8 protein-coding genes and 1 pseudogene are annotated in these 10,832 nt (G+C 61.6%); 3 read left to right on the top strand and 6 right to left on the bottom strand.

The features are described from left to right. Window positions 1-10 precede the first annotated feature (10 nt). The 4 genes from ASE04_RS22630 to ASE04_RS22645 all read right to left on the bottom strand — a co-directional run bounded on the left by ASE04_RS22630 (window position 11) and on the right by ASE04_RS22645 (window position 4,295). On the bottom strand, window positions 11-736 hold the full coding sequence (locus ASE04_RS22630; RefSeq protein WP_056822569.1) for a hypothetical protein: 726 nt from the start codon (window positions 734-736) through the stop codon (window positions 11-13). Beyond that, the gene (locus ASE04_RS22635) at window positions 733-2,469 is read right to left on the bottom strand and encodes a hypothetical protein (protein WP_056822580.1); all 1,737 of its coding nucleotides are present in this window, start codon (window positions 2,467-2,469) and stop codon (window positions 733-735) included. The genes ASE04_RS22630 and ASE04_RS22635 overlap by 4 nt, the downstream gene beginning before the upstream one ends. Before the next feature lie 2 nt (window positions 2,470-2,471). Next, complete coding sequence (locus ASE04_RS22640; protein ID WP_056822587.1) at window positions 2,472-3,191, bottom strand: IclR family transcriptional regulator; 720 nt, start codon at window positions 3,189-3,191, stop codon at window positions 2,472-2,474. 810 nt (window positions 3,192-4,001) lie between these two features. Further along, on the bottom strand, window positions 4,002-4,295 hold the full coding sequence (locus ASE04_RS22645; RefSeq protein WP_056822595.1) for a hypothetical protein: 294 nt from the start codon (window positions 4,293-4,295) through the stop codon (window positions 4,002-4,004). A 737-nt stretch (window positions 4,296-5,032) separates the two neighbouring features. Between ASE04_RS22645 and ASE04_RS22650 the strand changes: the two genes are divergently transcribed. Genes ASE04_RS22650 through ASE04_RS22660 form a run of 3 tightly spaced genes read left to right on the top strand, consistent with a single transcriptional unit; the run spans window position 5,033 to window position 9,534 of the window. Next, the gene (locus tag ASE04_RS22650; RefSeq protein WP_056822760.1) at window positions 5,033-6,739 is read left to right on the top strand and encodes a type I secretion system permease/ATPase; all 1,707 of its coding nucleotides are present in this window, start codon (window positions 5,033-5,035) and stop codon (window positions 6,737-6,739) included. Further along, window positions 6,739-8,043, top strand: a complete 1,305-nt coding sequence (locus tag ASE04_RS22655) for an HlyD family type I secretion periplasmic adaptor subunit (protein WP_056822609.1) — start codon at window positions 6,739-6,741, stop codon at window positions 8,041-8,043. The genes ASE04_RS22650 and ASE04_RS22655 overlap by 1 nt, the downstream gene beginning before the upstream one ends. 57 nt (window positions 8,044-8,100) lie before the next feature. Further along, the gene (locus ASE04_RS22660) at window positions 8,101-9,534 is read left to right on the top strand and encodes a family 16 glycosylhydrolase (protein ID WP_056822611.1); all 1,434 of its coding nucleotides are present in this window, start codon (window positions 8,101-8,103) and stop codon (window positions 9,532-9,534) included. 58 nt (window positions 9,535-9,592) lie between these two features. Here the strand turns inward: ASE04_RS22660 and ASE04_RS31760 are convergent. Beyond that, on the bottom strand, window positions 9,593-9,949 hold a 357-nt coding region (locus tag ASE04_RS31760; RefSeq protein WP_244490476.1), incomplete at its 5' end, for a zinc-binding dehydrogenase. 1 nt (window position 9,950) lies between these two features. Beyond that, a pseudogene (locus tag ASE04_RS22665) lies at window positions 9,951-10,819 on the bottom strand (alcohol dehydrogenase catalytic domain-containing protein); the annotation flags it as partial. Between the last annotated feature and the right edge of the window lie 13 nt (window positions 10,820-10,832).

Here is a 10,832-nt window from a genome sequence, read left to right on the forward strand (position 1 = left end):
GTCTTTCCATTCAATGTTTGGCTGTCGCGGCACCGGACTTGGGTGCATCGGCCAGAAGCAGCGAAAAGTCGGTCTCATCCTCGTCCTGGCGTCCGATCACCTTGCCATCGGCCTCGACGATGATTGGACCGGCATGGCGGCGCGACATGTAGGAATCGGGCGCTAGCGCATCGGCCGAGCGGTGATAGAGTTCCCACCAGAGCGCTGCATTCACGACGAGTCCGTTGCGGCGGATGGTGTCCAGCAGGGCGATCTGCGAAGGCTCCGTCGCGGATGAGACCGTGATCGTGGCAGACGTGCCGGCCTCGCCGATCGCAACGCGTGCCTGCAGTGCAAAGCGCTGGGCCAGCGCTTCGGCAACGCGCAGTTCGCCGATATCGGAGACGTTGCGAACGCTGACGGCACCCTGACCGCCGACGCGGAGATTATCGATTGCGAGCCCGAGCGCGGCTTCGGCGATGATCCAGGCATGCTGCCCACCGCCGTTGATGTTCAATCCTGTGTCGTCATCGAGTGAGATCGCATGGGGATCGGAAGCCTTGACGGCTTCGAGGTTGGCGCTCACCCGGGCAAACCCGTCGAGACCGAGAGCCGCCGAATAGAGGGCACAGTCCCGCAGGGCGGGAACGAGGCCCGGTTCCACACGGGTCACCTGAACGAGACGCTCGAATACCATGCGCATTTCACGCAGGCTGACGATCAGCGACGAGGAGGGGTTGGACTGGCACGTGCTCATAGGTTTGGCTCCGAGGGGTAGAACCACAGGTCGTCGGCGGTTCCGTTAGCGATGTCCTCCGGGATCGGGGCGCCGTGGAACAGGACGCCACGCAGGTTTCGGTCGAGGAAGTCGCGGGTCTTGTCGATGCCGTGAATGCCGACGTTGAGAAGGCGGGTGATATGGGCGGGCGTAAAGGCACCGCTCATGATGTCGGCGTGCGGCGAATGCAGGCTGGTGCCGGCGAGCGCCTGAACGCGGGTGACAATCGCCCGGTGCTGCGGGTGCGCAAGCAGGAACCGTGCGGTACTGAGCGACGCATCGACTGTCGCAAGATCGCGATCGAGCGCGACGACCAGCCGGGGCAGATCGAGACCCAGATTGACAACGTCCTCCCCGACTTCAGCGGCCGGTCCACGGCGCGGCTCTTCCGCGGTTACGGACTTGTACCAGACGTAACGCTCGGCCGCCGCGATATCGAGATCGAGGCGGAAAGCCCAGGCATAGTCGTTGCGCAGAATTTCGCGAAGCCGGCCAACCGGCATTTCCGGGCGCCCAGTCAGCTCCTCGTCGATGACAAGACCGTCGACAAGCGCATCGGCCTCCTCGGGGACGAGTTCGATCAACAGCGAATACAGCGTCTCCATGGCTTCGGCGTGGACGCGTCCCTCGAGCGATGCGGCGAGATCAGCGAAGGGCTCGGCTGCGAAGCGGTTGCCGGCTCGCCAACGATCGAGAAGATCGGCGACCGCGCGGCGGATGACCTGCAATTCCTCGGCGAGAACGTCGGAGCGGGTGAAATTTTCGTAGGCTGCCCGATCCTGGGTGCGGAAGGTGATCGCCTTCTCGACCAGCGCGAGCAGCTTGGCGATCTCCGAGCCTTCATCGTCAGGCATAACCGCCTTTGCGCGGGCGATCGCTTCCTCGCGAATGAAGAGCCACCGCTCGATGAGACGCGGATGATTGTTGACGAACAGCATCAGGCCAAGCGCCGAACCGTTGCCAACGCCGAGAAAGCGACGGAGATCCTTAGCCATGGCGGGCGCCTGCGGCGAGGCCAGCCGAACGAGGTGCTGCAAGAGATCCTGAGCGAACACCCGCATCATGTAGGCGCAGAGCATCTGGGCGGCGAGCGACCAGCGCAACGGATGATCGCCTTCGTAAGCGAGGAACGTCTTGGTGCCGAAGGTGCCGTTGCCGTCGAGGCCGGTGTTGCGCATCAGGTAGCAGGTCTGCGCCAGTTCGGCGACGTCAGGCTGACGCCCGGCCTGCAGCGCCTGCTTGGCGCTTTCGAAGAACCGGCCGCTGCGGTTGGAGCGGCACCAGATCAGCGTTCCGGGCGTGGCGCGACCCTCATAGAGCTTCGGAAGCTCGGCGCGGGTCGTCTCGAAATCCGCCTGGCTCATGTCGCCTTCGACCAGAGCCCCCATCATATCCCACGAGCGGCCGATAATACGGCCCGTGCGGCCATGCGGCGAAGGCTCGAAGGAATAGACGGGGAATGAAAAACGCCAGCCGCCGATATCGATGCGATATTCCGCGACGCCATTGCCCTTCTCATCGATGTCGAAGCGCTTGCAGATGATTTGCCAGCGGCCACCGATGGCGCGGCCAAGCAAGGCGCGCGACGCGCTGATACGCGACGGCTGAATGGCCGCGAGCCGCTCGGGCTCCATCATCTCGGAAGCCGAACGCATGAGCCGCGTAATGCGGTATGCGTCCGATTCCGGAGCGGGTTTCTTGATGGCGGTCATGCTCATTGTTCTCCTCGCATGCGACCGGAACTGGCTGCCGCTGCAGCAATGACGATCCGCGCGCATTTTTCAGTGTCAAAACCAGTGAACGGGCCCGAGAGCGCAAGCGCGCCAACGCACTCGCCCTGCGCATCCAGAAGCGGAGCCGCAACGGCCGAGACGGTGCGGGGCCCTTCGACCTCGGAGATCGCGTAGCCCTGCGAACGAACCTGGGCGATCACCTCATCGTCCGGCAGGCTCACACCCTGCACACGCAGTCGTTCGACCACTTCAGGACGGGCGTGCGACACGAGGACCCGGCCGAAGGCGGTGCGATCCAGCCGGAGATGGGCGCCGACCTTGAGGTCCGCCCGCAGCACGCCGCGAGACTCCACACGACGAACGATGACCGCGTCCCTGCCATCGAGGATGGCGAGCGAGGCGGTTTCCCCGCTCTGCGTCACCATCTCCTCCAGCACGCCCGCGAACCGGGCGCCGAGGTTGGATTGTTCGAGCGCCATGGCGGCATGGCTGACAACCCGAAGGCTCAGTCGATAGCGACCATCCTGGGTTTGCTCGAGCCAACCTGCCTCAACGAGAGTGACAAGACGTTGATGAGCGGCGCCGCGTGCTTCTTCAAGCTGTCGGGCGACGTCGGCAAGACGCAAGGGCTCCGCCGCTGCAGCAACGCAATCGAATGCGGCTAGCGTCTTCAACACCGATGTCAGCGGTTTCACTGCCATTTTTTTGCCTTTTCCCTCTTGTCCAACATCACAAGACAATGTATCTATATATTGGACTTCTGCTTTGATCTTTGTCAACCCACTTCCTTACCGGAGTGGGGGAATTGGCAATTGCGTCCTGTGCGGAGCATTGCGACGCCTCGGCGATCGCTGTCGTGCACGCGCCCAAAATCTCGGCATTTCCGGTAGTTAACGCAGATCGATTTGGTGGAGGCGACACGGGAATGAGGCTGTCGCCTTGTGGACGATTACCCGCTCGCTGGGCCCCATGAACGCGATCTCGTGATCATCGCATCGTCTCCGGAGCAAGAGATTCTATTCCTGAGATGAATATTGGGATGGCACGCGTTGTGTAGTATATAATTTTTATAGATTACTGGGCCAAAGCCAAACTCGAGGTTCAGATGAGAATTTTACGCACCACCACATTCCGTGTTGTCGCGGCGAGCGTGATCCCTCTCGTCGCTGGTGCGGCGATTTGCGTCTGCCCGCTCCAGACTCCCGACTGGATCTGGGCGTCGCCGATCGCGCTCGGTGTAATTCTTCTGATATTCGCGCTCGGTCGCGTTGAACGGCGCCCGCCGCACTGGGGCAGGACATCGTGGAATCCAAACTCCAGGTAATGCCGGCCCGCGTTTTCTATACGGGCTCAGCGAGCAGCGTTCCAGCGCTGTCCATCGGTCTTGCGCTGGCTCATAAACTGACTGAACGAGGCGATCCCGTGCTGATTGGAGGGCGCTCGTCGGAGCGGCTGACATCCGGACTCAATTTGCCAGGGCCGCTGGCGAACGGCCCCTGCGATCTCATCGGTCAATCACAAACGCGCACGCTTTCGATATGCCAACCGCCATCATAGGCGTCGCGCACCTGGCGGTCCTCATACCAACAGCGCGGGCGTGGCGGCGGATCGTAGTACCTGGGCTCGTTGTTGTTAGCGATGGCACCGCCCACCAGACCGCCGATCACGCCGGCAGCCAGTCCGCCGGCGACAGCCGCACCGTCATCATGGTGGTGGTGAGACCGCGCAAACGCCGCGTCGACCTGACCTAGCCCAGCGCTCGCGGCGACTGTGGCGATGACTGCTGACAGAACAATGTTTTTCATTGTGTCTCTCCGTGCCTGAGGCTGCCTTCCCACATCGGGAATCGACCGCCTGTTGAACTTTGCCCATCGCGCCCGCACACCGGGAGGGGCGCCAAACCATTGAGCGTTGCTAGTGACAAACGCCGCGAGACCCCCAAATTGTTCCACGCGAGATGCGCAGCTAGGGTTTTGAATGCGGAACGAACAAATGAATGGCAGGGACACGAGGTTCTACTTTCACCCCACGCTTGGCATCTTCTGTACTCACGTTTAACGCGAGTAGTTTCACAGTCAGCTGGATCTGGATTCTTCGCTTAACGGCTTGGCTACTCCGACCTGCAGTTGTCCAAAGCGGCGTGGTCGAGGCTGATCACGCGTATGACTCTCGTGGACACTAACGGCGAGATGAAGCTGCAGGTAAAGCGCGTGCCCGTCACCCCCGTGCGATCTGATCAACTCGATCCTCTCTGAAAATGCACGGCATATCGACAAGCACCCTTCGAACTTGCTTGATCGGCATTCGCGCCGCTCGATAGCGGACAGTGTTCGCGGCGCCAACGGAACGCTTCAACATCGGTTTAACGAGTGGTTTGGCAACCTATTTCGAAGGCGGTTGCAGCCTGCGCTTTGCAGTCGTCAGGGCGGTCATTTTAGCTCACTCTTGGAAGTGTCGGTTGCGTCGATCGCAACTCTAGCAACAAGCGGAGAACACATTGCTGAGAACGAGCCTTCGGTCGCCGGCGCGGCCATCTCACGGCATGTTCAATCTTTTGAAAGCTGGTTTTCTTGGTATCGGAGTGACCAGCTGCATCATCAATGTGCTAGCCCTCACCGGCTCTTTCTTCATGTTGCAGGTGTATGACCGCGTCATTCCAAGCCACAGCCTTCCGACACTGGTGGGGCTGGTCATCATCGTGGTTGTGCTCTTCGCCTTCTACTGGCTTCTCGATCTCATTCGCTGCTTGCTACTGGGTGAGATCGGACGGAAAGCGGACGAGCGATACAGCGCTTCCGCGTTTGCCTCGCTTTCGCAGGCAGCATGCCGCAAGCCATCGTCGGGAGATGGCATACAGTCCATCCGCGACATCGATACGCTGCGCGGTTTTCTGTCTGGCCCCGGCCCCGGCGCATTATTCGATATGCCGTGGATGCCGTTCTATCTGGGGCTCTGCTTTCTCTTCCATCCCTGGATCGGAGTGACAGCGACAATCGGCGCCGCCATCATTGTCGGCCTCGCGTTTCTGGCGGAGATCAAGTCGCGCCAGCCGACAAGAGAATCGGTCGAACTGCTCGCCGAGAGGATGGCATTCGCCCAGACGACACGGCGCAATTCCGAAGTGATTTCCGCGATGGGCTTCTCAGAGGAGCTGTCCGCGCGGTGGGTCGAGATCAGCGGGCGCTATCTGGACAGCCATTCGCGGGCGGGAACCGTGTCTGTTACGCTCTCGACGCTATCGCGGTCCGCGCGAATGCTCCTACAGTCCGGCGTACTGGCGGTTGGCGCCGTGCTCGTCGTCCGCCAGGAAGCCACCGGTGGGATCATGATTGCGAGCTCGATCCTGGTCAGCCGTTCGCTTGCTCCTGTGGAACTTGCGATCGCGCACTGGAAAGGATTTGCCGCTGCGCGCCTCGCTTATTACAGGCTCGAACAAGAGGCGCACGCCACTGAGGAGACGCCACACGCCGTTGCGCTGCCGGCCCCCGAACAGCTCTTGGAAGTCAACAACCTTCATCTCGGCGCTCCGGGTTCGGCGTCACCGATCATTCGAGGGCTATCCCTTGAAGCGAAGGCCGGCGAGGTGATCGGTGTCGTCGGTGCAAGCGCCTCGGGCAAGACGTCACTGGCGCGCGCAATGGTCGGCATCTGGCCCGCCTTCGCGGGCGACATTCGCCTGGACGGCGCTTCCCTTACGCAATGGTCGCGTGCGGCCCTCGGCCGGCATATCGGTTACCTCCCCCAGGATGCCTCGCTATTCGACGGAACAATCGTCGAAAACATTGCCCGGTTCGACCCGGAGGCGCCGTCGGAACGTGTCATCGCGGCTGCCAAGGCGGCAGGCGTCTATGACATGATCACTCGGTTCGTGGATGGATTCGACACCCGGATTGGCGAGCAGGGAATGATGCTGTCGGCTGGCCAGAGACAGCGGATAGGGCTTGCGAGGGCACTCTATGGCAATCCTTTCCTTGTGGTGCTCGACGAGCCGAACTCCAATCTGGACCGCGAAGGCGAGCAAGCCCTGACACAGGCCATCGAGCAGATCCGATCGCGCCAAGGCATCGTGCTCGTCATGACACACCGCACGAGCGTCCTGTCCGTCTGCGACAAGGTGCTGCTTCTCGAGGCCGGTCGCGCCAAAGCCTTCAGCCCCACCGCGCAGGTGCTCGGAACAGGCGCGAAGCGCATCGCCGCAACCGGATCGTTCGTCCAGCTACTGCGTGCAGGCGGGGAGACACCACGGTGATGCGACTGGCCAGAACCACGACGGAAAAGAAGATCCGCCACCTCACCACGCTCGCCCTTGCCGCCGTGTTCGTGTTCGTTTTCGTGCTTGGCGGGCTGGCGGCAACGGTTCGTATCAACAGCGCGGTAATCGCGCAGGGTGCACTCGTCGTCGACAGTTACGTCAAGCCCGTGCAACATCAGAAGGGCGGCATCGTCGCGCAGATATCGGTTCGCAACGGCGATCGGGTCAACGCCGGCCAGGTCCTCCTCCACCTCGACGACACCCAGACAAAAATCAATCTCGCGATCGTATCGCGGCGATTAGCAGAACTGGCGGCCCAATCGGCACGCCTCGTGGCGGAACGCGATGGTCGTGAGGCGATCTCGTTTTCACCCGCTCCCGACGGCCTTGACCTCAATGAGATCACCTCCATCGAAAACGGCGAGCAGAGATTATTCGCCGACCGTCGCGCGTCCATGCAGGGAAAAATCGCGCAGCTGCGAGAGCGCATCCATCAGCTCGACCAGCAGACGGCAGGCCTTATGGCTGAGCAGGATGGAAAGCGCCGGGCGATCGCCGTCATCGGGAAGGAGCTCGCGAGCCTTCAACCGCTCCTCTCGCAGGGCGTCATTCCGGCGACGCGCGTCTACGCGTTGCAACGCGACCAGGCCGACCTCAACGGCGAGCTCGGCAGCCTTGTCGCCTCGGTCGCTGAGGTCAAAGGCAAGATCGCCGAGACGGAGCTTCAGATCATCCAGCTCGGAGACGATCAGCGCAGCGACGTCTCCGATCAGCTCAAGCAGGCCGAGAGCGAAAACGGCCAGTATCTTGAGCGGCGCGCCGCGATCGAGGACGATCTTCGACATGCCGAAATAGTGGCGCCGCAGGACGGCATCATCCATCAGCTTGCCGTACACGCACCGGGAACCGTCGTTCGCGCAGGTGACACGATCATGCAGATCGTGCCCGATCGCGATGCGCTCATACCGGAGTTGAAACTGTCGCCGCGAGACATCGATCAGGTGGCGGTTGGAAAGACTGTCGAACTGCGCTTTTCCGCCTTCAACTATCGGACGACACCCGAGATCACCGGGAATGTCGCATCGATCTCCGCCGAACTGACAGCCGACAAGACTTCAGGCCAGTCCTACTACACGGTCCGGGTCGCTGTATCGGCAGCCGAGTGGCAGCGACTGGGTGCTCTGACACCGATAGCCGGCATGCCTGTCGAGGCATTCATAGCAACCGGCGAACAGACCGGGCTCGCCTATGTCGCCAAGCCATTCACGGACCAGCTTGCACGTGCGTTTCGGGAGGACTGAAGCAGCCTTGGGAGGAACAACCGATCCTCAACTGATCCGAAATCGAAGGAGTAGATAATGGCAAAATCAATCGAGAATGCTGTCGGCCAGACGCTATATTATAGCGGCGGGTCGTCGGCCTGGTTTTCCGCGAGCGGCGGAGGTGCCGTTCTGAACGGCACGGCCGGCAACGACTCGATCTGGGGTGACAGTTCGGTCAACGTAACCATGCATGGCGGGTCCGGCGACGACATCTACTATCTCTACTCTGGAATAAACCGCGCGGCGGAGGAGCCGGGTGGAGGTATAGACACCATCAATACCTGGATGGATTTCTCACTTCCCGACAACTTCGAGAACCTGACGGTAACCGGCAACGGGCGGTACGCCTTTGGCAATTCCCTGGACAACATCATCTCCGGAGCGTCTGGCCGCCAGACCATCGACGGCGGCGCCGGGAACGATGTCCTGATCGGTGGCGGCGGGGCTGACACCTTCGTCGTCACCCACGGCAATGGCAGCGATCTCATCGTAGATTTTTCAAGCGACGATACCTTGCGATTGAACGGCTATGGCCTGTCGTCTTTCGAGCAGCTGATCGCTCATTCCACGCAGGAGGGAGCCAACCTGCGGTTCGATCTGGGTGGCGGCGAAAGCCTTGTCATGGCGAACACTCAGGCTTCCAATCTGCAAGCAAGCCAGTTCCAGCTGCCGCTTGATCGTTCGCATCTGAGCCTCACGTTCGACGACGAATTCAACAGCCTGTCGCTGCGGCACGGCGACCAGGGGACGTGGGACGCGAAGTTCTGGTGGGCGCCGGAAAAGGGGAGCACCCTGACGGGGAACGGCGAGCTGCAGTGGTACGTAAACCCGGACCATGCTCCGACCGCGGCCGCAAATCCGTTTTCGGTCAGCAATGGCGTCCTTACCATCTCGGCGGATCCGGCCTCGGAAGCGATCCAGTCGCAGATCAATGGCTACGACTACACCTCGGGTCTGCTGAACACGCACTCGTCCTTTGCTCAGACCTACGGCTACTTCGAGATAAGAGCGGATATGCCGACCGATCAAGGCGTGTGGCCGGCATTCTGGTTGCTTCCCGAAGACGGCTCATGGCCGCCAGAACTCGACGTTGTGGAGATGCGGGGACAGGATCCCAACACGGTCAACGTGACCGCGCACACGAATGAAAGCGGCTCGCACACGATGGAGTCAATTCCGGTCAAGGTGCCGAGCACGGATGGCTTTCACAATTACGGTGTTCTCTGGGATGAGGACCACATCACCTGGTATTTCGATGATGTTGCGATCGCGCAGACCGACACGCCTGCCGATATGCATGACCCAATGTACATGCTGGTCAATCTGGCGGTTGGCGGCTCAGCGGGAGCGCCTTCGAACGGCCTAGCCAATGGCTCGGAGATGCACATCGACTATATCAGAGCCTATTCGCTCACCGACAGCCCTGTGGCCACAACGGAAACCAGCCACACGACCGACTGGCATATCTAGCCGGGACAAGCGAGGCGAAAAAGGGCGACGGCATTCCGTCGCCCCAGGAAAGTGACCGTCAATAGACCACCACGCCGCGGATCGATTCCCCCTTGTGCATGAGATCGAAGCCCTTGTTGATGTCTTCGAGCGGCATGGTGTGGGTGATCATCGGGTCGATCTGGATCTTGCCTTCCATGTACCAGTCGACGATCTTCGGCACGTCGGTACGGCCGCGTACGCCACCGAAGGCGGTGCCCATCCAGTTGCGGCCGGTGACCAGCTGGAACGGACGCGTCGAGATTTCCTGGCCGGCGCCCGCAACGCCGATGATGACSGACTTGCCCCAACCGCGATGCGACGATTCCAGCGCCTGGCGCATCACCTTGGTGTTGCCGGTGCAGTCGAAGGTGTAGTCGGCGCCGCCGATCAGGTCNGACTTGCCCCAACCGCGATGCGACGATTCCAGCGCCTGGCGCATCACCTTGGTGTTGCCGGTGCAGTCGAAGGTGTAGTCGGCGCCGCCGATCAGGTCGCCGTGGCGCTTCGTCATGTTGACCAGATAAGGCACGATGTCGTCGCCGACTTCCTTCGGGTTGACGAAGTGGGTCATGCCGAACTTCTCSCCCCAGGCCTTGCGGTCCGGGTTGATGTCGACGCCGATGATCATGTCGGCGCCGGCAAGGCGCAGGCCCTGCAGGACGTTGAGGCCGATGCCGCCGAGGCCGAAGACGATGGCGGTGGAGCCGATCTCGACCTTGGCGGTGTTGATGACSGCRCCGATGCCGGTCGTSACGCCRCAGCCGATGTAGCAGACCTTGTCGAAGGGGGCGTCGGGGTTGATCTTGGCGAGCGCGATCTCCGGCAGMACGGTGAAGTTCGCGAAGGTCGAGCAGCCCATGTAGTGRTGGATCTTGTCCTTGCCGATCGAGAAGCGCGAGGTGCCGTCGGGCATGACGCCTTGCCCTTGCGTCGAGCGGATCGAGGTGCAGAGGTTGGTCTTGCGCGAGGTGCAGGAATAGCATTCGCGGCATTCCGGCGTGTAGAGCGGAATGACGTGGTCGCCCTTCTTCAGCGAGGYGACGCCGGGGCCGACATCGACGACGACGCCKGCRCCTTCATGGCCGAGGATCGCCGGGAACAGGCCTTCCGGGTCGGCGCCCGAGAGCGTGAAATCGTCGGTGTGGCAGATGCCGGTCGCCTTCACCTCGATCAGCACTTCGCCGGCCTTCGGGCCTTCGAGCTGTACGGTCATGACCTCGAGCGGTTTTCCTGCCTGAACGGCAACGGCGGCGCGAACGTCCATCTTCGAATTCTCC

Source organism: Rhizobium sp. Root708, assembly GCF_001429725.1.
GTDB lineage: Bacteria > Pseudomonadota > Alphaproteobacteria > Rhizobiales > Rhizobiaceae > Rhizobium.

Bases quoted from the DNA above. Each gene is read 5' to 3' on its own strand.
- ASE04_RS22630 (WP_056822569.1), bottom strand. From the start codon at position 736: ATGAGCACGTGCCAGTCCAACCCCTCCTCGTCGCTGATCGTCAGCCTG.
- ASE04_RS22635 (WP_056822580.1), bottom strand. From the start codon at position 2,469: ATGACCGCCATCAAGAAACCCGCTCCGGAATCGGACGCATACCGCATT.
- ASE04_RS22640 (WP_056822587.1), bottom strand. From the start codon at position 3,191: ATGGCAGTGAAACCGCTGACATCGGTGTTGAAGACGCTAGCCGCATTC.
- ASE04_RS22645 (WP_056822595.1), bottom strand. From the start codon at position 4,295: ATGAAAAACATTGTTCTGTCAGCAGTCATCGCCACAGTCGCCGCGAGC.
- ASE04_RS22650 (WP_056822760.1), top strand. From the start codon at position 5,033: ATGTTCAATCTTTTGAAAGCTGGTTTTCTTGGTATCGGAGTGACCAGC.
- ASE04_RS22655 (WP_056822609.1), top strand. From the start codon at position 6,739: ATGCGACTGGCCAGAACCACGACGGAAAAGAAGATCCGCCACCTCACC.
- ASE04_RS22660 (WP_056822611.1), top strand. From the start codon at position 8,101: ATGGCAAAATCAATCGAGAATGCTGTCGGCCAGACGCTATATTATAGC.